Origin of the sequence: Rahnella sp. PD12R, assembly GCF_019200965.1 — a bacterium.
Lineage (GTDB): Bacteria > Pseudomonadota > Gammaproteobacteria > Enterobacterales > Enterobacteriaceae > Rahnella > Rahnella laticis.
Window position 1 is genome coordinate 228,470 of the sequence record NZ_JAHTMS010000004.1, and the last position, 20,198, is coordinate 248,667.

Below are 20,198 nucleotides of genomic sequence, written 5' to 3' on the forward strand. Positions count from 1 at the left end.
CTTTGCACTGCACAACAGTCTCAGGCCACTGCATTCCCTTAAAAAGAGTTCAGGGCACAAATGTGCCCTGACTGGATAAGGTCAACAGCCGTTTTATTCTTCGCTGTCACCGCCGGAAGCGCGGACAGGCGCGTCCACTTCAACGCGATCAACCCGTTGCAGGCCGCGTGGCAGAAGCGTGCCTTTGCGACCGCGTTCTGCACGGAATTTCTGTAACTCTTCCGGACGGATCACCAGTTTGCGTTTACCAACGTGCAGCGTGATGGACGTTTGCGGCGGCAGAACCAGCAGCCATGCCAGTTTGTCTTCGCCACTCGCTGCCTGCGCCGAAGGAATGGAAACAATTTTGTTACCTTTACCTTTCGACAATTGCGGCAAATCAGCCACTGGGAACAGCAACATACGGCCTGCAGCGGTGAGCGACAGCAGCATGTCATCGTTGCCGTTAATTTCAATTGGCGCGAACGCTTTGGCGTTATCCGGCAGAGTAATCATGGCTTTACCGGCACGGTTACGCGCCACTAAATCACTGAAGGTACACACGAAACCGTAACCGGCATCGGAGGCCATCAGCAGTTTCTGATCGTCGGACGCCATCAGAACGTGTTCGATAGTCGCACCCGGCGGCGGCGTGAGTTTGCCGGTCAGCGGCTCGCCCTGCCCGCGTGCCGAAGGCAGCGTCGTCGGGTCAAGCGCGTAACTGCGTCCGGTGGAATCCATAAACACCACCGGCTGATTGCTCTTACCTTTCGCTGCGGCGCGGAAACTGTCACCCGCTTTGTAGCTCAGGCCGGACGCATCAATATCGTGGCCTTTCGCACTGCGCACCCAGCCAGATTCGGAAAGCACAATGGTCACCGGCTCAGACGGCACAAAGTCGTGCTCGCTCATGGCTTTGGCTTCTTCACGCTCGGTGATTGGCGAACGACGCTCGTCACCAAAGGCTTCGGCATCGGCCTGGATTTCTTTGCGGATCAGCGTGCTGAGTTTGCGTTCGGACGCCAGCAGCGCCTGAAGCTGATCGCGCTCTTTCGCCAGTTCATCCTGCTCGCCGCGAATTTTGGTTTCTTCGAGTTTTGCCAAATGGCGTAATTTCAACTCAAGGATGGCTTCCGCCTGCGTATCCGATAATTCGAAACGCTGCATCAGCACCGGTTTCGGCTCATCTTCGGTACGGATGATGTGGATCACTTCGTCGATATTGAGGAAAGCGACCAGCAAACCTTCGAGAATGTGCAGGCGTTTCAGCACTTTATCGAGACGGAAATTCAGACGGCGACGGACGGTATCACGACGATACGCCAGCCATTCGGTCAGGATTTCCACCAGCCCTTTCACCTGCGGACGGTGATCCAGGCCGATCATGTTCATGTTGATACGGTAGCTGCGTTCCAGATCGGTGGTCGCGAACAGATGGTTCATGACCTGATCAAGATCGATACGGTTGGAACGCGGCACCACGACCAGACGCGTCGGGTTTTCGTGATCCGATTCGTCGCGCAGATCTTCCACCATCGGCAGTTTCTTGGCACGCATCTGGCTGGCGATTTGCTCGAGCACTTTTGCGCCGGAAACCTGATGCGGCAATGCGGTGATGACCGCGCTGCCGTCTTCTTTATGCCAGACCGCGCGCATGCGCACCGAGCCTTTGCCCGATTCGTACATTTTGCGGATTTCGCTGCGCGGCGTGATGATTTCAGCTTCGGTCGGGAAGTCCGGCCCCTGAACAAATTCCAGCAAATCTTCGAGAGAACTGTCCGGTTTTTCCAGCAGTGCGACCGCCGCAGCGGCGACTTCGCGGATGTTGTGCGGCGGAATATCTGTCGCCATACCCACGGCAATACCGGTGGTGCCGTTAAGCAGAATGTTCGGCAGACGCGCAGGCAGCATTTTCGGCTCCTGCATGGTGCCGTCAAAGTTCGGGACGTAGTCGACCGTTCCCTGACCTAATTCGCGTAACAGAACTTCCGCATATTTCGACAGACGCGATTCGGTATAACGCATCGCGGCGAAGGATTTCGGGTCATCCGGCGCACCCCAGTTCCCCTGTCCGTCAACCAGCGGATAACGGTAAGAGAACGGCTGCGCCATCAGCACCATCGCTTCGTAGCAGGCGCTGTCGCCGTGCGGATGGTATTTACCCAGCACGTCACCGACGGTACGTGCTGATTTTTTGAATTTGGCGTTATTGCTCAGGCCCAGCTCGGACATCGCATAAATAATACGGCGCTGTACCGGCTTCAGCCCGTCGCCGATAAACGGCAGCGCGCGGTCCATGATGACGTACATGGAATAGTTGAGATAGGCGTTCTCGGTAAACGTGTGCAGTGCTAAACGCTCTGTTCCGTCATGAGTCATTTCGCTCATTGATGTTTAATCCTCAGACCCGTGGCGTTATCGTTTTGGAAATTAAGGAAGCTTGCACCCGCGGGCGCGCAAAGGCGGCTGCCGCAGGGCAATGATGTTCGCGATAGTACATCATCTGCCGCATGGCTGTCACAGTTGCTGTGTTTGTGCGGGATTTTTAAGCGGTTTTCAGAACGCCAGATGGCGAAACATGAAGCCTTTCCTTGTCATTATTGCATCTGAGTCAATAGTCTTGTGCGCAATATCACATTTTTCCGCCCTGCAGAGTTGGGTACACTACGTGATAACAGCCTGACAGCCAGAATTCAATTTAAGGAAAAGACCATGAGCAACATCCTGATTATCAATGCCGGCAAGACTTTTGCCCATTCAAAAGGCGCCCTGAACAACAGCCTGACCGACGTCGCCAGCAGCTTCCTGCGTGACGCGGGCCACGACGTGCGCGTGACCGTTCTTGAAGAAGGTTATGACGTACCGACCGAAATCGAAAGTTATCTGTGGGCCGACGCCATCATTTATCAGCAGCCAGGCTGGTGGATGGGCATGCCGTGGACACTGAAAAAATACGTCGATGAAGTCTTCACCGAAGGCCACGGCAAACTGTACGCCAGCGATGGCCGGACCCGTTCTGATGATTCCAAAAAATACGGCTCCGGTGGCCTGTTGCAGGGTAAAAGCTACATGCTTTCTGTCACCTGGAATGCCCCGCTGGAAGCGTTCGAAGATAAAGAGCAGTTCTTCCACGGCGTTGGCGTTGATGGCGTTTATCTGGCGCAGCACAAGGCCAACCAGTTCATCGGCCTGGATACCCTGCCAACCTTCATGTGCAATGACGTGATCAAACAACCTGATGTTGAGCGTGATTTCGCCAACTACCGCGCTCACCTTGAAAATGTGTTCGGTCAGGCCTAAGGTAAAAAGTCACCCGGGAAAGAGGTATTTATGATTACCGTTATTGCTGAAATCAAAGTAAAACCAGGCCGTCGCGATTCGGTTATGGAAAAAATCACAGCGCTGCTGCCAAGCGTTCTCGCCGAGAAAGGCTGCCATCGCTATGAACCTTACGTTGATTTCAACGGTCAGGTTCCGTGGCGTAAAACCGCTCCGGATTCCATATTCATGCTGGAAGACTGGGAAAGCCTGGCGCACCTCGAAGCGCATCAGCAGGCCGATCATATGGACAAGCATCGCGAAAACATCAAAGCCGATGTGCAGGATGTGGTGATCCATATTATTGAGAAAGCCTGATCGTCTGACGGGCTTGACTAAAAAAAATGCCGGAGCTGCAAAGCGTCCGGCATTTTTTATGCGGCAATCTGAAGGATCAGACGTCCAGTTCGGCGGTGTCGCCTTTTTCCTGCAACCAGTTACGGCGATCTTCAGAGCGTTTCTTCGCCAGCAACATATCCATCATGCGCAGCGTCTGATCGATATCGTCTTCGTCGATGGTCAGCTGCACCAGTCGACGGGTATTCGGATCGAGCGTGGTTTCGCGCAGTTGCAGCGGGTTCATTTCACCCAGACCTTTAAAGCGCTGAACGTTCGGCTTGCCTTTCTTGCGTTTCAGCTGATCCAGCACGCCTTCTTTTTCCTGCTCGTCCAGCGCATAGAACACTTCTTTGCCCAGATCGATACGGTATAAAGGCGGCATCGCAACATACACGTGACCACCGCGAACCAGCGAACGGAAGTGACGGACAAACAGCGCGCACAGCAAGGTGGCGATGTGCAAACCGTCGGAGTCCGCATCCGCAAGGATGCAGATTTTGCCGTAACGCAGCTGGCTCAGATCTTCGCTGTCCGGATCAATACCGATCGCCACGGAAATATCGTGCACTTCCTGCGAGGCCAGCACTTCATCGGAAGAGACTTCCCACGTGTTCAGGATCTTCCCTTTCAGCGGCATGATCGCCTGATATTCACGGTCACGCGCTTGCTTGGCAGAACCGCCTGCGGAATCCCCTTCCACCAGGAACAGTTCGGTCATGTTCAGATCTTGCGACGTACAGTCCGCCAGTTTACCCGGCAGCGCCGGGCCGCTGGTCAGTTTCTTACGCACCACTTTTTTCGCGGCACGCAGACGTCGCTGAGCGCTGGAAATACACAGCTCGGCCAGCTGTTCTGCGGCCTGTACGTTCTGATTCAGCCACAGGCTGAACGCATCTTTCACCACGCCGGAAACAAAAGCGGCGCACTGGCGTGAAGACAGGCGTTCTTTGGTCTGGCCGGCGAATTGCGGATCCTGCATTTTCACCGAAAGCACATACGCGCAGCGCTCCCAGATATCTTCCGCCGACAATTTCACACCGCGCGGCAGGATATTGCGGAATTCGCAGAATTCACGCATGGCGTCCAGCAGACCCTGACGCAGACCGTTGACGTGCGTACCGCCCTGCATAGTCGGGATCAGGTTGACGTAGCTTTCCGTCAGCAGTTCACCGCCTTCCGGCAGCCACAACAGCGCCCAGTCAACCGCTTCGGTGTCACCGGCAAATGTGCCGACGAATGCTTTTTCAGGCAGCGTGATCAGGCCGTTCACCGCTTCCATCAGGTAGTCGGTCAGGCCGTCTTCATAACACCAGCGTTGCTCGGTGTTATTCACTTTGTCTTTGAAAATAATTTCAGCGCCAGGGCACAGGACGGCTTTCGCTTTCAGCAAATGGCTGAGGCGGCTGACCGAAAAACGCGGGCTGTCGAAGAAACTGCCGTCAGGCCAGAAATGTACGCTGGTACCGGTAGTGCGTTTACCGCAGGTGCCGGTGACGTGCAAATCTTCAACTTTGTCGCCGTTTTCAAACGCCATTTCATACACTTCGCCGCCGCGTTTTACCGCCACTTCGACACGTTTGGATAAGGCATTCACCACCGAAATCCCCACGCCATGCAGGCCGCCGGAGAACTGGTAGTTTTTATTGGAGAATTTACCGCCTGCGTGCAGACGGCAGAAAATCAGCTCAACGGCAGGCACGCCTTCTTCCGGGTGGATATCCACCGGCATGCCGCGGCCATCATCAATGACTTCGAGAGACTGATCTTCGTGGAGGATCACTTCGATACGCTTTGCGTGACCGGCTAATGCCTCATCGACGCTGTTATCTATGACTTCCTGGCCGAGGTGATTTGGCCGGGTGGTATCGGTATACATGCCCGGACGGCGGCGCACCGGTTCGAGTCCGCTGAGGACCTCTATGGAATCCGCGTTATAAGTTGATTGGCTCATCGTTGATTATTCGTGGCTCATAGGTTTGTGGGCTAACGATACAGTATTTGGGCGGGCGGAAGCACTGGCAGCAAGCAGATGCGAAACATGCGGGGAAAACGTCACCCTGACGATGTTAGTCTGCCGCGAGCTCAAGAAAATCTACAATCGGCGAAAAATAGCGTTCAAAGCCGACAAATGCATGATTTCCTTCAGGTTCGACCGTCTGGCGACAGGCAGTGTAATACGCCACAGCCTGACGGTAATCGAGGATTTCATCGCCCGTTTGTTGCAGTAACCAGAGTAAATCCGGCGACTCCAGCGGTTCAATCTGCATGACTTTCAGATCGTAAACGTGGCGTGACTCTAACACATATTGCTGGCCGGTGTAGGGGTTCTCGTTTTGCCCGAGGAAGTCGATCAGCAGTTCATACGGTTTCACGGCGGGGTTAACCACCACCGCGGGTACGGCGAAACATTGCGACAACCAGGTGGCGTAATACCCGCCCAGCGAGGAACCGACAATGCCCAGCTTTTTACCTGCATGACGGATCACTAAGTTTTCCAGCTGCTCAGCTGCATCCACCGGATACGGCGGTAATTGCGGAACCACCATGTCGATTTCAGGATGGTTCTGCGCCAGCCAGTTTTTGAGCGACGTGGCTTTAGCCGAGTTCGGTGAACTGTTGAAACCGTGCAGGTAAAGTAAGGTGTTCATTCGTACCCGTCCGACTCGGTGTCAGGATGAAACTCGCTGGTTTCCAGACGGAAGACCTGGGTTTCGACACGGCCATCAGGATACAAATCGAGATAACGCCAGCCTGGTGCGACGGTATCAATCGTGAAATTGGTGCAATGCGGTTTGAACTGAACACAGGTAGACGGCGTGGCGTACAGGCGACGTCCGTACCAGTCGAGATCCAGCTCCTGATGAATGTGGCCGCACAAAAGCGTGTTCACTTTCGGGTAATTCACCAGAACATTCGCCAGCATGTGCGCGTTACGCAGGCTGTGCTGATCGAGCCAGGTACAGCCAGAAGGCAGCGGGTGGTGGTGAAGCATCAGCAGGGTAAAGCGATCGGGATACGCGTTCAGGCAACGCTCCATCCATTCCAGCTGATACTCGCTCAGCTCTCCGTGCGGCACGCCGAAAACCTGCGTATCGAGCAGGATTATCTGCCAGTCTTCACCGAGGAGGACATGTTTGGAGGGGCTGATCCCGGCATCCTGCAAAGCATTCACCATTGCAGGCTGGAAATCGTGGTTACCGGGCAACCAGACACAGGGTGCCGCCAGTTCGCTGATGCCACGGGCAAACTGATGGTAGGCTTCCACCGACTGATCCTGAGCCAGGTCACCTGTTGCCGCGATGATATCGACTTCGCGCTGCTGTGCTTTTATAGCGTCCAGCACCGCGCGATAGCTGTTAAACGTATTCACGCCCAGCAGTGTCTCATCTTCACCGGCAAAAAGATGGGTATCTGTAATCTGTAGAATTCTGACTTTGGCCCCATTCACCAAAGGCAGTTTAAACAGGCTTTCCAAATCGTTTCCTTTGTTGTTGAAGTCTGTCTAACACACCGGAATTGCCATCGCTCCGTGCGCAAGGCAATAACGCAGCCAGTCCGCCAGGAACTGGTTAATTTGATGCTTTTCATCACGCTGATGCAACTTTTTATTAGGGTAATCATAGCGTGCTTTGAAGCGAAAGATCTGCTGACTCGCACACACTTCGGCCACCATGGCATCGTGATACAGGCGAACCGTCAGCGAAGGCAGGCTCCAGTAACTGACGGCCGGTGCGGTCTGTTTGATTTCCACCAGCGACGTATAGCGCGTCGATTCGAGGATCGTCAGGCAATATGTGGCGCTACTCACCTGATATGTCACTGTTTCACCGGGCTCATCGGTGCGCGGCATCAAACGGCGCAATTGTGCGAAATTGGTTTCGCACAATCTCATCATTTCAGGGAAATCAGGGGTATAGCGCTTAATCATTCGTTGGCCCACTCTTTTCTCAGGGATTCATGGTGTAGCTGCAGCCATTGCAGGGCAATCACTGACGCCGCATTATCTATCGCTCCCTCTTCCACCCAGCGGTAAGCCTGTTCGCGGCTGACCACATGCACCCGGATGTCTTCATTTTCTGCTTTCAGACCGTGAATTCCTTCTGCCGTTGTCGCATCGACTTCGCCGACCATAATAGAAAGACGCTCGCTGGTTCCGCCCGGGCTGGCCAGGTAATTCAGAGCCGGTTTACAGCGTTTTACCACAATGTTCGCTTCTTCGAGTGCTTCACGGCGGGCGACATCTTCGACTGTCTCGCCCTCTTCAATGATACCGGCGACCATCTCCAGAAGCCATGGGGTATCACTGGAATCAATACATGGGATGCGGATCTGTTCAATCAGCACGACTTCATCGCGTTGCGGATCATAAGGCAGCAGCACCGCCGCATGGCCCCTTTCGAAAACTTCACGCACAACTTCGCCGCTCATTTCCCCATTAAACAGCCGATGACGAAACCGATATGCAATAATAGAAAAAAAACCTTTATATCGCGTCTCACGTGCAATAATTTCTACATCATCTTTACCGAAACTAACCGGTGAACTTTTGAATGCACACATGGATTGTTTTCCTCTTCCCTCATTAAGGCAATTTATCGTCCTTTGAGGTCAGTTTGATGAAAATGCGTTAATAATAATCAAGGTTGTTTGTGATAGATTTAGGCACATCCAGCGGGGAAGGCACGTTAAGCCAACCTCCCCGCTAGCCTGACTCTGCTAGAATCCGCGTCTATTGGTTTATTTGACTGCGCCACCATACATAACAACATTGCTGCACAACAAGGAATGCAAATGAAGAAACTGCTCCCCCTTCTCATCGGACTCAGCCTGGGCGGCTTCAGTACGATAAGCCAGGCCGAAAACCTGATGCAGGTCTATCAGCAAGCCAGGACGAGTAACCCGGACCTGCGCAAATCCGCTGCTGACCGGGATGCTGCATTCGAAAAAATCAACGAAAGCCGCAGTCCTTTATTACCGCAACTCGGTTTGGGTGCGGATTATGGTTATACCAATGGCTACCGCGATGCGAATGGCGTTAATAGTGATGTCGGCAGCGCCAGCCTGCAATTAACGCAGACCCTTTTTGATATGTCAAAATGGCGCGCCCTGACCTTGCAGGAAAAAACTGCCGGTATTCAGGATGTGTCTTACCAGACTGACCAGCAATCTTTAATCCTGAATTCTGCGACGGCTTATTTCAACGTATTGAGTGCTATTGATTCACTCTCCTATACCGAAGCGCAGAAACAGGCAATTTACCGTCAGTTAGATCAAACCACGCAGCGTTTTAATGTCGGCCTGGTTGCCATCACCGACGTACAAAACGCCCGTTCACAATACGACACCGTATTGGCGAACGAAGTGACCGCCCGTAATAATCTGGATAACGCGCTCGAAGCATTGCGTCAGGTTACCGGCGTTTACTATCCGCAGCTGTCGTCCCTGAACGTGGATAACTTCAACACCACGCGTCCGCAACCGGTCGCCACGCTGTTGAAAGAAGCAGAAAGCCGCAACCTGAGCTTGCTGTCTGCACGTCTGTCACAAGATCTGGCACGTGAGCAAATCCGTTATGCGGAAACCGGCCACATGCCAACGCTTGATCTGACCGCGTCTACCGGTATCAGCAACACCAAATACCACGGCGATAAAACCGGCGGTTCGTCCAGCTATCAGGACGCCGATGCGGGCCAGAACAAAGTCGGTCTGAGCTTCTCCCTGCCACTCTACAGCGGCGGTTCCGTGACATCTCAGGTGAAACAGGCTCAGTACAACTTTGTTGGCGCCAGCGAGCAGCTTGAAAGCGCGCACCGCAGCGTTGTTCAGACCGTACGTTCTTCCTTCAACAACATCTCTGCCTCTATCAGCAGCATCAACGCGTATAAACAAGCCGTTGTTTCTGCACAGAGTTCTCTGGATGCGATGGAAGCCGGTTACCAGGTCGGTACCCGTACAATCGTTGATGTTCTGGATGCGACCACCACGCTGTATAACGCCAAACAACAGCTTTCCAGCGCCCGTTACACGTACCTGATCAACCAGCTGAACATCAAGTCAGCACTGGGTACACTGAACGAAAGCGATCTGCTGGCACTGAACGGTGCTCTGGGTAAACCTGTGCCAACGGCACCGGATCAGGTTGCACCTGAAACCCCGCAGCAGGACGCCACGGCGGACGGTTATGGCAACAGCACGGCGGCTGCACCGCGTACTGAAAAAGCCAGCGCAACCACCCAAGCGCGCACAACGAAGAAAAGCGGCAACCCTTTCCAGAACTAAATCTGGCAGGTTTCTTATTTCATCGTAAAGACCAGGCAGCCTGAAAAGGCTGCTTTTTTTTGCCTCCGTCACGCCCCTCTGTAAAGTCTCGTAACAATTGCCTTCGCTGCTTTAACAATCACCCACTTTCCCCTATTCTTAGGCCCTACTGGGAAAGGGCAAAAAAGCCCTACACATGGGATAAGAACGATGAAACGGACACAACACGTTAACCTGGCTACCTTCCGTAAATCATGGCGTAGCTCTCGGATCACACCTGTCGCACTGGCGGTCAGCGCCGTCTTTATGTTGTCTGCCTGTGAGAAAACCGACGAAACGGTTTCCTTGTATCAGAATGCTGACGACTGTACGAAAGCCAATCCGTCCGGCAGCACGCAGTGCGTCGATGCCTACAACGCCGCCAAAACAGAAGCGGCAAAAACGGCACCTAAATACGCCAGCCGTGAAGACTGTATTGCTGAGTTCGGCGAAGGCCAGTGTACTCAGGCTCCCGCGCAGGCTGGTGTCGCTTCAGCCGAAGGCCAGAGCAGTGGCAGCATGTGGATGCCTTTGATGGCAGGCTACATGATGGGCCGGATGATGAGCGGCGGCGCTTACGCGCAGCAACCTCTCTTCAGCTCTAAAAACCCGGCCAGCCCGGCAAACGGCAAATTCGTTGATGCCACCGGCAAAAACTACGGCCCGGCAACCGCAGGCGGCCGCACCATGAACGTGCCGAAAACCGCCATGGCACCGAAACCGGCAGTCACAAACACCATTACACGCGGTGGCTTCGGCGACAGCGTAGCCAAACAAACCTCAATGCAGCGCAGCTCCTCTGCGGCACCTCGCAGCCCTGGCCGCAGCATGGGTGGCTAAGAGATAAAATGAAACGTTTAGCGATTAATGAGCGCCCGGACTGGCGCGAGAAAGCCACGGAGTTTGGCTTCAATTTTCACACCATGTATGGCGAACCCTACTGGTGTGAAGATGCTTATTATCAGTTCACGCTGGCGCAGATTGAAGAGATTGAAGACGCCACTGCCGACATCCATCAGATTTGCTTAAAAGTGGTTGAGCGCGTGGTGAATGACGACAAACTGATGGCGAAATTCCAGATCCCGAAACATGTCTGGGAATTTGTCCGCAGCTCATGGCGCACGAAGCAACCGTCGCTGTATTCCCGTTTGGATCTGGCCTATGACGGAATTAACCCGCCTAAGCTTCTGGAAAATAACGCGGATACGCCGACCTCGCTTTACGAAGCGGCTTTCTTCCAGTGGCTCTGGCTCGAAGATCAAATCGCTGCGGGGAACTTGCCGCCGGATGCCGATCAGTACAACAGTCTGCAGGAAAAGCTGATCGAGCGTTTCAGCGAGCTGAAAAACGAACACGGTTTTTCGTTGCTGCACATCGCCTGTTGTCAGGACACCGAAGAAGATCGCGGCACTGTTCAGTATTTACAGGACTGCGCGCTGGAAGCTGAACTGGCCAGCGAATTCCTGTTTATCGAAGAAATCGGTCTGGGCGAACGCGGGCAGTTTACCGATACGCAGGATCAGGTGATTTCCAACCTGTTCAAGCTGTATCCGTGGGAATTTATGTTCCGCGAAGTGTTCGCCACCAAGCTGGAAGACGCCGGTGTTCGCTGGCTGGAACCTGCCTGGAAAGCTATTTTGTCGAACAAAGCCCTGCTGCCGTTGCTGTGGGAAATGTTCCCGGATCACCCGAATCTCTTGCCGGCGTATTTCGCTGAAGATGCACATCCGGAACTGGAACATTACGTGGTGAAACCGCTGTTCTCCCGCGAAGGCGCAAACATCAAAGTCATCGAAAAAGGCCAGGAAGTGGCCCGTGTTGACGGCCCGTATGGTGCAGAAGGCATGATCGTGCAACAGTTCCATCCGTTGCCGGTATTCGAAGGCAGCTACACGCTGATCGGCAGCTGGCTGGTCAACGATCAGCCTTGCGGGATTGGCATCCGCGAAGACAAAGCGCTGATCACGCAGGATCTGTCGCGTTTCTATCCGCATACCATCGTCGGCTAAAATGCATAAAAAAGGATAATGAAGACATTCATTATCCTTTTATCTTTCTGATCACCCGACCTGAACGGACAGCATTGAAAGCGATCCCATGACGATCCCGTCGGTCGGTTCAGTGATCGGTTCCGCACCATCCCACGCGCCCAACACATACAGCAATGGCAGGTAATGATCCGGAGACGGATTCGATAACGCGCCGCCTTCATGTTCCATGAAATTGACCAGCGGGTGATCTTTCGCTTCTCCCTTCCACGCCAGATTATCTTTCACGAACGTTTCGAAAGAGGTCGCCCACGGATATGGCTCCCCTTTACCGTCCCACTTCACCATCCGCAGGTTATGCACCACGTTACCGCTGGCGACAATCATCACGCCTTCGTCACGCAGCGTGGCCAGCTTTTTGCCCAGTTCATAGTGATATTCCGGTGGTTGCGTGCCGTCGATGCTCAGCTGGATCACCGGAATACCGGCGTCCGGATACATCTTGATCAATACGCCCCACGTACCATGGTCAAAACCCCACTCGCTGGTATCGGAAATCACGTTGACCGGGCTAAGTAATTCCTGCACGCGTTTTGCCAGTGCCGGTGAACCCGGTGCCGGATAGCGTTTATCAAACAGCGCCTGCGGGAAACCACCAAAATCATGGATGGTGCGCGGGTTTTCCATCGCCGTCACCGCCGTGCCGCGGGTAAACCAGTGGGCAGATACGGCCAGAATCGCTTTTGGACGTGGCAAAGATTCGCCCAGCGCATGCCAGGCACGGGTATAAACGTTATCTTCCAGCACATTCATCGGGCTGCCGTGGCCTAAGAAGAGTGCGGGCATACGTTGAGTCGTCATCATTAATTCCTTACCGCAGACTGAAAAAGAGCGGAGCGGCGAAGCGCCTTCCGCGTGATGAAAATACGGTACTCTTTTTCAGTGGCGGTTACAGCCGGATAACCATGAAGGAGATGTTCAATAAATTTGAAGAGGCAAATCAAAGGCAATAGGCGGGAATTTTCGGCCCAGACAAAATTCAGGAATAGATAGCAAAAAGGCCGCATAAGCGGCCTTTCTTAATGCGCACAACCGGCCAGTCAGCTTGCCTGACGGGTTTGCGCCTGGCGGTAAGCCACCAGATCGGCAATCGTCACCACGGGCATATTGTGCGCGCGGGCAAAGACGATGACTTCCGGCGCATGTGCCATGCTGCCGTCGTCGTTGGTCAGTTCGCACAACACGCCGAACGGCTTAAGCCCGGCAAGCGTGGCCAGATCCACTGACGCTTCGGTATGACCACCGCGGGTCAGCACGCCGCCTGCCTGTGCACGCAGCGGGAAGATATGCCCCGGGCGGTTCAGGTCAGAAGGTTTCGCGCCATCTTTGATGGCTGCACGAATGGTAGTAATGCGGTCAGCCGCAGAAACACCGGTCGTCACGCCTTCAACCGCTTCAATTGTCACGGTGAAAGGTGTCTGGAACGGGCTGGAGTTGTTCTCAACCATCATCGGCAAATCGAGCTTTTTACGGCTGTCTTCGTTCATGGTCAGGCAGACGATGCCGCTGCCGTGGCGAATCGTCAGCGCCATTTGTTCAACGGTCATGTTTTCGGCGGCAAAGATTAAATCGCCTTCGTTTTCACGATCTTCGTCATCCAGTACCAACACACCCACGCCATTACGCATCGCGTCGAGAGCACGCTCAACACGTTCAGTGGATGTACCGAATTCGGAAAGTAGGGTCTGATTCATGGTAAAAATAACCTCATGTTCTGTATGTGGATTACCAGAATCAGGGCGTCTTGAGGAGGCTAGCTGCGGCAGCCGGAAGGCGTGCTACAGTTATAAAAAATAACGCAGCGGACAAAATTTGCCCGGCTTGAATCGTTACTCTCTCCCATCCGGACTTTAACCGTCGGCCCCGGAATTACACCGGATCTGCTGACCTCTAACCCCGAAGGATTGAGCGCTCGCGGGCTTCCACGTGGAAGGGATTATGATCACCTTCCGGTATTCTGTGGTTTACCGCCGGTGGGGACTTTCACCCCGCCCTGAGAATAAGCAAAGCAACTATAACGCCAATAAATGAGCAGAGCAATCCTGTGGTTTGGCCATTTAGTGCCTCTGAAGGTTTATAGAAACAGCGTCAGCGATTACACTAAGGAAAAGCACCTCCTTCGAGAAAAGGAAATAACATGATTGACCCGAAAAAAATTGAACAAATTGCCCGCCAGGTTCACGAATCGATGCCGAAAGGGATCCGCGAGTTTGGTGAAGATGCCGAGAAGAAAATCCGTCAGGTATTGCAGGCGCAGTTCAGCCGTATGGATTTAGTCAATCGCGAAGAGTTTGACGTGCAGACCCAGGTTTTGCTGCGTACCCGCGAAAAACTGGCCGTGCTGGAACAACGTCTGGCCGCGCTGGAAGGCAAACTGAACGAAGCGGAAAAACCGCAAGATCCTGCCTGATTTTCCGTAGACATGAGTCCGCCGGAAACAGAAAAGGCCTGCTAAGCAGGCCTTTTTCATGTGTTTTTCTCAGGTTTTATTGCGAGCGAAGCACCGTTTTTACCCGTGGCAGCAACCCCCATAGCGCCGCAAACACCACCAGCGCATACAGCGATTTCCAGCCAACCATTGCCAGCAGCCCGCAACACAAAATTGCCCCAAGCGTTGCCATCCATTTTGACCTGCCCGTCAGGATTTTTGCTCCGGAAATCATGCACAACAGATAGATCAGAATGAAAATCCCGTTGGCGTAGGTAATCAGCGCGCCGAGCGGCAAATGCAGCCAGTAAATCAGTAACGTGAATAACATACAGCAGCCGACCACCAGATTAAGCGCCGCGACCGGCACCTGCTGGACAGAAAGTTGTGCCAGTTTACTTTCGGGTTTCAGCTGCGCCTGCGACCACACCAGCCGGGCGAAGCTTTGCGTGTAAATATTCACGCTGGCAAAGCAGGCCAGATATCCAATAATGCAGGCAACCCACAGCGCTTTTTGTCCGAACAACTGCACCACAATTCCCGGTAATGACGCGCCCGCTTCCCGCCCTTCGCCCCACGCATGGAATTTCAATACCGCGACCGTACAGCCCCAGTACACCGCGCCCGCCACCAGCATACCGATCAGCAGCGCGCGCGGAAAATCACGTTCCGGATTACGAAATTCTGTCGCCAGATGCGCAAACGCCTCCAGCCCGACAAAGCACCAGAACATCACGGCCAGCGCATCAAACAGACCGGAGGGCGAAACATCACGCACCGCAGGTAGCGGGATTTCCGGCAACGTGATATCTCCTTTCCACCAGATTGCCACGACCAGAGCGACGACCAAAAGCGCGATCAACGTCTGGATATTCGCACTGGATCCCGCGCTGCGCGTGCCCAGAAACCAGATAACGAACAGCGTTCCCAGCTGAACCAGCAGCAGATTTTCGCTGCTCCAGCCAAAAGCCGCCTGCCAGAAACCGGCAGCAATATGCAGCGCTGCTGGCAATCCGACCGGAATAACCGACAAAAACAGCCAGCCGGTCACGCGCGCCATGTGCGGCCCGAACGCTTTTCCCACGAAATGCGCGGCACCGCCTGCACTCGGGAAATGACGGCCCAGCGCGGCAAAGCCAATCGCAATCGGGAACACCAGCAGGATCAGCACCGGCCATGCCCACAGACTGTCGTTTTGCGCCAGCTGTGCGGCAAGCGCAGGCACCGCGAAAACGCCGGTTCCCAATAACGAAGTGGAGAGCAGCCCGACGCCCTGCGCCAGACTTAATTCCTGTTTTAATCCGCTCACAACAGAGTCACTTCCGTTTGGTTTTTTTGAGTGAAAAATCAAAAAGAAAAGGGCTTATCAGATAAGCCCTTCGGTGCGAACATCAGAAATTCAACCGCAGAAGATTAGTCCTGCGCTTTGATCTGATTGATGATTTTGGTGGTAGATAAACCATCTTCAAAATTCAGCACGCGCACTTCGCCGCCGTTCGCCCAGACTTCAACACTACCGGCAATTTGCTCCGGTTTGTAGTCGCCGCCTTTCACCAGCAGATCTGGCAAGATCCCGGCGATCAGACGCTGTGGCGTATCTTCTTCAAACGACACTACCCAGTCCACCGCGCCGAGCGCACCCAGCACGATCATGCGATTTTGCAACGCATTCACCGGGCGGGTTTCGCCTTTCAGACGTTTGGTAGAAGCATCGCTGTTCACCGCGACAATCAGACGATCGCCGAGCTTACGGGCATTCGCCAGATAAGACACATGGCCTGCATGCAGGATGTCAAAAATGCCATTGGTCATGACGACTTTCTCGCCGCGCTGACGCGCCATTGCGACCGCGGCTTTCAGCTGTTCTTCGGTCATCACGCCAAAGCCCACGTCTGAACGCCCGCCGATGGCATTTTCCAGCTCGACCGGAGAAACGGTCGATGTCCCGAGTTTCCCGACCACAACACCCGCCGCTGCGTTTGCCAGGAAACAGGATTCTTCCAGCGTATTCCCGGCAGCCAGCGCCGCGGCCAGTGTACCGATCACCGTGTCACCAGCACCGGTCACGTCATACACTTCCTGCGCCTGCGTTGGCATATGGAAAGGGGCTTTGCCCGGCTGCAACAAGGTCATACCGTTTTCTGAACGGGTCACCAGCAGCGCAGAAAGCTCGAAGTTTTCAATCAGCTGCATGCCGCGAACCACGATTTCGTCTTCGTTTTTACAACGGCCCACCACCGCTTCAAACTCGGAAAGATTCGGTGTCAGCAACGTCGCGCCACGGTAGCGTTCAAAGTCAGAACCTTTAGGATCCACCAGCACCGGCACACCGGCTTTTCTCGCCAGCTGGATCATTTTCTGCACTTCTGTCAGCGCGCCTTTGGCGTAATCAGACAGCACCAGCGCTCCGCTTTGCGGTAACGCCTGTTCAATTTTGGTCAGCATCGGTTGCAGATCAACGCCTTCAAAACCCTCTTCGAAGTCGAGGCGGATCAGCTGCTGGTTGCGGGAAAGAATACGCAATTTAGTGATGGTCGGGTGAGAAGGCAGCGCCACAAAATCGCAGTTTACCTTCACTTCCGCCAGACGCTCGCTCAGCGCGCGCGCCGCATCGTCCACACCGGTCAGGCCGATAAGACGGGAAGAGGCACCGAGGGACGAAATGTTCATCGCCACGTTAGCCGCGCCGCCAGGGCGTTCTTCGATGGTATTCACCTTCACGACCGGTACCGGAGCTTCCGGTGAAATACGGTTGGTCGGGCCATACCAGTAGCGGTCTAACATTACGTCACCGACCACCAGCACACCCGCGCGGTGAAAATCAGGCAAAGTCACTTTCATCCCAAGACTCCAAAACAGGCAAAACTCAACATAGAAATAGTGCGCCGGATAATATCACAAGCGCCTGTCCCCCGAATAAAAACCCTCAGCTCAGCCATTTTTCCCAGCTGGCACGGATTTGCGCACGTTCGCTGGCAAAACTGTCAGCGGCAACTTTTCCGCTGTGCTCCTGTAACGCCAGATGATGAATTTCATCGCGCAGCGTCACGTAAGCATGGGTCAGATTACGGGCCTCGTCTTCCGGCATGATGTCGTATTGCGCCATCAGCTCAAAAATCCTGACGTTATCAGACCAGCGCGTCAGCTTTGGCTGATCGTGGGCGAAACGTAAGACCAGATATTGTGCAATGAATTCAATATCCGTGATGCCGCCGGGATCAGCTTTCAGATCAAACTCACCGGCTTTTTTACTGCCGAGATGCTGGTACATTTTCTCACGCATTTCGCGGACTTCTTTGCGCAGCTCCGCATCGTCACGCTGACGGCAGAGTATGTCGCGCCGCGTGGCATCAAACTGTTGCGTGAGAATCGGGTCGCCGTAGACGACGCGCGCGCGCACCAGCGCCTGATGTTCCCACGTCCAGGCTTCGTTGGCCTGATAATCAGCAAATGCTTCGATGGTGCTGACCAGCATGCCGGAAGCGCCGGAAGGCCGCAGACGCGGATCCACCTCATACAAAATGCCCGACGACGTGCGCGTGCTGAAGAGGTGCATAATTCGCTGCGCCAGACGCAGATAGAACTGACGCCCGTCGATCACGCGTTCGCCGTCAGTCATCACCTCCGGCGCACAATCAAGCAGGAAAACCAGATCCAGATCTGAACTGTAACCCAGCTCCCACCCGCCTAATTTTCCATAACCGATAACCGCAAAGCCACGCCCTTCACGGTGCTGAAGATGCGCTGGCTGACCGTATTTTACGACCATCTGATCCCACGCCTGCTGCACGACGACTTCAAGAATCGCTTCGGCCAGATAGGTTAAATGGTCGCTGACTTTCATGACCGGCAGCGCACCGGAAATATCTCCGGCGGCAATGCGCAAATGCTGCGCCTGCTTGAACTGGCGCACGGCTTCCAGCTGCTGTTCTTCGTCTTCCGTCGGCACGCGCATCAGATACTGGCGCAACTCATCACGGTAAGCGCCCAGCTCAACCGGCTGATAAAGGGTGCGCGGGTCGAGCAGTTCGTCGAGCAATAAAGGATGGCGTGCCAGCTGATTCGCGACCATCGGCGAGGCCGCGCACAGGCGAATCAGTTGCTTGAGCGCACCGGGGTATTCCACCAGCAACTCGATGTAGGTCGTGCGGGTGACGATGTTGAGCAGCAACTGCATCAGGCGTTGCAGGGTGACGTCGGCATTTTTATAGGTGCAAACCTGCGCCAGTAAACGCGGCATCAGCAAATCCAGCTGATCGCGACCGCGCGGCCCGATGGTGCGTTTATCCACATCACGGCGGAATTCCGCAATCTGTTGCAGGATATGGCGCTGGGCATTTTCCTCAAGCTGAGGCACCAGCGGCGCGAGTTCGGAAGGCTCAAGCGCATCAATCCACAAACTGCTGAACTGCGAATGCTGCTGATCGTCTTCGGCGTCCGGCGTTTCGTCGCCTATCAGATCGTTAAAGACCGAACGCACGGCCTGCATGTGGGCGTTCAGCGTATCAAGAAGCGACGGCCAGCCGTCAAAATTCATGCCCCACGCCAGACGCGCCTGATTGAGTTCATCGGAAGGCAGCGTCTGCGTCTGTTCGTCGGCGATGGCTTGCAGAAGATTTTCCAGACGGCGCAGGAACAGATAGCTGGTGCGCAATTGCAGAACCTGTTCAACCGGCAATAAGCCCAGATTTTCCAGCGCCTGCAAGGTCGGTAACAGTGCCCGTTGCTGCAATGCCGGTTCGCGGCCGCCGCGGATCAGCTGGAAAACCTGCACGATAAATTCAATTTCGCGGATACCGCCCGCGCCGAGTTTGATGTTGTCTTTCAGGCCCCGGCGCCGCACTTCGCGGGCAATCATCCCTTTCATATTGCGCAAGGACTGAATCACGCTGAAATCGATATACCGGCGAAATACAAACGGCAGCAGCATCTTGCGCAGTTCCTGACTGCTGGTGTCATCCGCACCGCCCATCAGCCGGGCTTTGACCATCGCGTAACGCTCCCAGTCGCGGCCCTGTTCCTGATAATAATCCTCCAGCGCCGGGAAGCTCATGACCAGCGGACCGCTGTCGCCAAACGGACGCAAACGCATATCCACGCGATAGACAAATCCGTCGATCGTCGGCTGATCCAGCGCTTTAATCAGCCGCTGCCCGAGGCGGGTGAAGAACTGCGCGTTATCCAACTGACGGCGGCCTCCCTGCGTCTGGCCATTTTCCGGATAGGCAAAAATCAGGTCGATATCGGAAGAGAAATTCAGCTCGCCGCCGCCCAGTTTCCCCATCCCTAGGATCAGCATTCTTTGCGCTTCGCCCGCCGCATTCACCGGTGTACCAAATTCGCGGCAGCAGGCGTCATACAGCCAGTCGCGGGCGCTGACAATCAGCAATTCCGCCAGTTCACTCAGCTGTTGCAGGGTATCTTTAGCTTCGCTGGTTTGCGCCGACTGTGACCAGGCAATGCGGGTCAGAATGCGGCGGCGGAACAGACGCAGCGCCTTCATTAACCCGTTTTCGTCAGTCACCTGCGCCAGCGATTCATCGAGCCAATGCCGGTAAAACTGCCACTCCTGTGCCTGAGGCGGGTTTTGCTCGATTTCATGCCACCACTGCGGAAACGCCAGCAAACTGTCCGTCACGAATTCACTGCTCGTCAGTACCGCAAGCGAGGCGTCATCGGGAAGAGAAGGCTTTTCGGGATGTTCACGCCAGCGCTCAAGGACATTCCGGGCGTGGTCGTGTAAAGCAGAAGAGAGTGGCAGCATGAAATCGGGTTCCTTGCAAAAAAAA

At 54.5% G+C, this 20,198-nt stretch carries 17 protein-coding genes and 1 riboswitch; of the genes, 6 read left to right on the top strand and 11 right to left on the bottom strand.

The features are described 5' to 3' along the window. Nucleotides 1–93 precede the first annotated feature (93 nt). A complete protein-coding gene (gene parC, locus KWG64_RS10340; RefSeq protein ID WP_218521843.1) occupies nucleotides 94–2,367 on the bottom strand; it encodes a DNA topoisomerase IV subunit A in 2,274 nt (757 codons plus the stop codon). Nucleotides 2,368–2,691: 324 nt separating this feature from the next. Here parC and KWG64_RS10345 point away from each other — a divergent pair, with 324 nt between their 5' ends. Continuing rightward, complete coding sequence (locus KWG64_RS10345) at nucleotides 2,692–3,279, top strand: NAD(P)H-dependent oxidoreductase (RefSeq protein WP_218521844.1); 588 nt, start codon at nucleotides 2,692–2,694, stop codon at nucleotides 3,277–3,279. A gap of 30 nt (nucleotides 3,280–3,309) precedes the next feature. Further along, nucleotides 3,310–3,615: a putative quinol monooxygenase gene (locus KWG64_RS10350; RefSeq protein WP_101078426.1), complete on the top strand. Its 306-nt coding sequence runs from the start codon at nucleotides 3,310–3,312 to the stop codon at nucleotides 3,613–3,615. Between the two features lie 76 nt (nucleotides 3,616–3,691). Here KWG64_RS10350 and parE read toward each other — a convergent pair whose 3' ends face one another. The 5 genes from parE to nudF all read right to left on the bottom strand — a co-directional run bounded on the left by parE (nucleotide 3,692) and on the right by nudF (nucleotide 8,196). After that, complete coding sequence (gene parE / locus KWG64_RS10355; RefSeq protein ID WP_195815644.1) at nucleotides 3,692–5,587, bottom strand: DNA topoisomerase IV subunit B; 1,896 nt, start codon at nucleotides 5,585–5,587, stop codon at nucleotides 3,692–3,694. A 115-nt stretch (nucleotides 5,588–5,702) separates the two neighbouring features. Then, complete coding sequence (gene yqiA / locus KWG64_RS10360) at nucleotides 5,703–6,284, bottom strand: esterase YqiA (protein WP_195815643.1); 582 nt, start codon at nucleotides 6,282–6,284, stop codon at nucleotides 5,703–5,705. Next, nucleotides 6,281–7,111 (bottom strand): 3',5'-cyclic-AMP phosphodiesterase, encoded by an 831-nt coding sequence (cpdA, locus tag KWG64_RS10365; RefSeq protein WP_195815642.1) that lies wholly within the window; start codon nucleotides 7,109–7,111, stop codon nucleotides 6,281–6,283. Before cpdA ends, yqiA begins: the two co-directional genes overlap by 4 nt. Before the next feature lie 27 nt (nucleotides 7,112–7,138). Next, nucleotides 7,139–7,564 (bottom strand): DUF1249 family protein, encoded by a 426-nt coding sequence (locus tag KWG64_RS10370; protein ID WP_095923552.1) that lies wholly within the window; start codon nucleotides 7,562–7,564, stop codon nucleotides 7,139–7,141. Further along, entirely contained in the window at nucleotides 7,561–8,196 is a 636-nt protein-coding gene (gene nudF, locus KWG64_RS10375) for an ADP-ribose diphosphatase (protein ID WP_101078422.1), read from the bottom strand. The genes KWG64_RS10370 and nudF overlap by 4 nt, the downstream gene beginning before the upstream one ends. Nucleotides 8,197–8,427: 231 nt before the next feature. Here nudF and tolC point away from each other — a divergent pair, with 231 nt between their 5' ends. From tolC to KWG64_RS10390, 3 genes are all read left to right on the top strand, one after another. Continuing rightward, complete coding sequence (tolC, locus tag KWG64_RS10380) at nucleotides 8,428–9,915, top strand: outer membrane channel protein TolC (protein WP_218521845.1); 1,488 nt, start codon at nucleotides 8,428–8,430, stop codon at nucleotides 9,913–9,915. A 189-nt stretch (nucleotides 9,916–10,104) separates the two neighbouring features. Then, the gene (locus KWG64_RS10385) at nucleotides 10,105–10,773 is read left to right on the top strand and encodes a DUF1190 family protein (RefSeq protein ID WP_165061489.1); all 669 of its coding nucleotides are present in this window, start codon (nucleotides 10,105–10,107) and stop codon (nucleotides 10,771–10,773) included. An 8-nt stretch (nucleotides 10,774–10,781) separates the two neighbouring features. Beyond that, nucleotides 10,782–11,942 carry a glutathionylspermidine synthase family protein gene (locus KWG64_RS10390; RefSeq protein WP_218521846.1) on the top strand — a complete coding sequence of 387 codons (1,161 nt, stop codon included), beginning with the start codon at nucleotides 10,782–10,784 and terminating at the stop codon, nucleotides 11,940–11,942. Nucleotides 11,943–11,993: 51 nt separating this feature from the next. Here KWG64_RS10390 and ygiD read toward each other — a convergent pair whose 3' ends face one another. Then, nucleotides 11,994–12,782 (bottom strand): 4,5-DOPA dioxygenase extradiol, encoded by a 789-nt coding sequence (ygiD, locus tag KWG64_RS10395; RefSeq protein ID WP_218521918.1) that lies wholly within the window; start codon nucleotides 12,780–12,782, stop codon nucleotides 11,994–11,996. A gap of 239 nt (nucleotides 12,783–13,021) precedes the next feature. Continuing rightward, complete coding sequence (gene ribB / locus KWG64_RS10400) at nucleotides 13,022–13,675, bottom strand: 3,4-dihydroxy-2-butanone-4-phosphate synthase (protein ID WP_152324055.1); 654 nt, start codon at nucleotides 13,673–13,675, stop codon at nucleotides 13,022–13,024. Between the two features lie 133 nt (nucleotides 13,676–13,808). Then, nucleotides 13,809–13,986: riboswitch (FMN riboswitch) on the bottom strand. Between the two features lie 132 nt (nucleotides 13,987–14,118). Between ribB and KWG64_RS10405 the strand changes: the two genes are divergently transcribed. Then, nucleotides 14,119–14,391, top strand: coding sequence for an accessory factor UbiK family protein (locus KWG64_RS10405; RefSeq protein WP_218521847.1), 273 nt, complete (start codon nucleotides 14,119–14,121; stop codon nucleotides 14,389–14,391). A gap of 76 nt (nucleotides 14,392–14,467) precedes the next feature. Here the strand turns inward: KWG64_RS10405 and yjeH are convergent, their stop codons facing one another. The 3 genes from yjeH to glnE all read right to left on the bottom strand — a co-directional run bounded on the left by yjeH (nucleotide 14,468) and on the right by glnE (nucleotide 20,173). Further along, nucleotides 14,468–15,718 carry an L-methionine/branched-chain amino acid transporter gene (gene yjeH / locus KWG64_RS10410; RefSeq protein ID WP_218521848.1) on the bottom strand — a complete coding sequence of 417 codons (1,251 nt, stop codon included), beginning with the start codon at nucleotides 15,716–15,718 and terminating at the stop codon, nucleotides 14,468–14,470. Nucleotides 15,719–15,822: 104 nt separating this feature from the next. Next, nucleotides 15,823–17,250, bottom strand: a complete 1,428-nt coding sequence (hldE, locus tag KWG64_RS10415) for a bifunctional D-glycero-beta-D-manno-heptose-7-phosphate kinase/D-glycero-beta-D-manno-heptose 1-phosphate adenylyltransferase HldE (protein ID WP_195825687.1) — start codon at nucleotides 17,248–17,250, stop codon at nucleotides 15,823–15,825. 85 nt (nucleotides 17,251–17,335) lie between these two features. Then, the gene (glnE, locus tag KWG64_RS10420; RefSeq protein ID WP_218521849.1) at nucleotides 17,336–20,173 is read right to left on the bottom strand and encodes a bifunctional [glutamate--ammonia ligase]-adenylyl-L-tyrosine phosphorylase/[glutamate--ammonia-ligase] adenylyltransferase; all 2,838 of its coding nucleotides are present in this window, start codon (nucleotides 20,171–20,173) and stop codon (nucleotides 17,336–17,338) included. Between the last annotated feature and the right edge of the window lie 25 nt (nucleotides 20,174–20,198).

Excerpts from the sequence above, each read along its gene's own strand:
- ygiD (WP_218521918.1), bottom strand. The coding sequence starts at position 12,782 with ATGACGACTCAACGTATGCCCGCACTCTTCTTAGGCCACGGCAGCCCG.
- hldE (WP_195825687.1), bottom strand. The coding sequence starts at position 17,250 with ATGAAAGTGACTTTGCCTGATTTTCACCGCGCGGGTGTGCTGGTGGTC.
- KWG64_RS10405 (WP_218521847.1), top strand. The coding sequence starts at position 14,119 with ATGATTGACCCGAAAAAAATTGAACAAATTGCCCGCCAGGTTCACGAA.
- glnE (WP_218521849.1), bottom strand. The coding sequence starts at position 20,173 with ATGCTGCCACTCTCTTCTGCTTTACACGACCACGCCCGGAATGTCCTT.
- KWG64_RS10370 (WP_095923552.1), bottom strand. The coding sequence starts at position 7,564 with ATGATTAAGCGCTATACCCCTGATTTCCCTGAAATGATGAGATTGTGC.
- parC (WP_218521843.1), bottom strand. The coding sequence starts at position 2,367 with ATGAGCGAAATGACTCATGACGGAACAGAGCGTTTAGCACTGCACACG.
- ribB (WP_152324055.1), bottom strand. The coding sequence starts at position 13,675 with ATGAATCAGACCCTACTTTCCGAATTCGGTACATCCACTGAACGTGTT.
- KWG64_RS10390 (WP_218521846.1), top strand. The coding sequence starts at position 10,782 with ATGAAACGTTTAGCGATTAATGAGCGCCCGGACTGGCGCGAGAAAGCC.
- parE (WP_195815644.1), bottom strand. The coding sequence starts at position 5,587 with ATGAGCCAATCAACTTATAACGCGGATTCCATAGAGGTCCTCAGCGGA.
- KWG64_RS10345 (WP_218521844.1), top strand. The coding sequence starts at position 2,692 with ATGAGCAACATCCTGATTATCAATGCCGGCAAGACTTTTGCCCATTCA.
- tolC (WP_218521845.1), top strand. The coding sequence starts at position 8,428 with ATGAAGAAACTGCTCCCCCTTCTCATCGGACTCAGCCTGGGCGGCTTC.
- yqiA (WP_195815643.1), bottom strand. The coding sequence starts at position 6,284 with ATGAACACCTTACTTTACCTGCACGGTTTCAACAGTTCACCGAACTCG.
- KWG64_RS10350 (WP_101078426.1), top strand. The coding sequence starts at position 3,310 with ATGATTACCGTTATTGCTGAAATCAAAGTAAAACCAGGCCGTCGCGAT.
- nudF (WP_101078422.1), bottom strand. The coding sequence starts at position 8,196 with ATGTGTGCATTCAAAAGTTCACCGGTTAGTTTCGGTAAAGATGATGTA.
- KWG64_RS10385 (WP_165061489.1), top strand. The coding sequence starts at position 10,105 with ATGAAACGGACACAACACGTTAACCTGGCTACCTTCCGTAAATCATGG.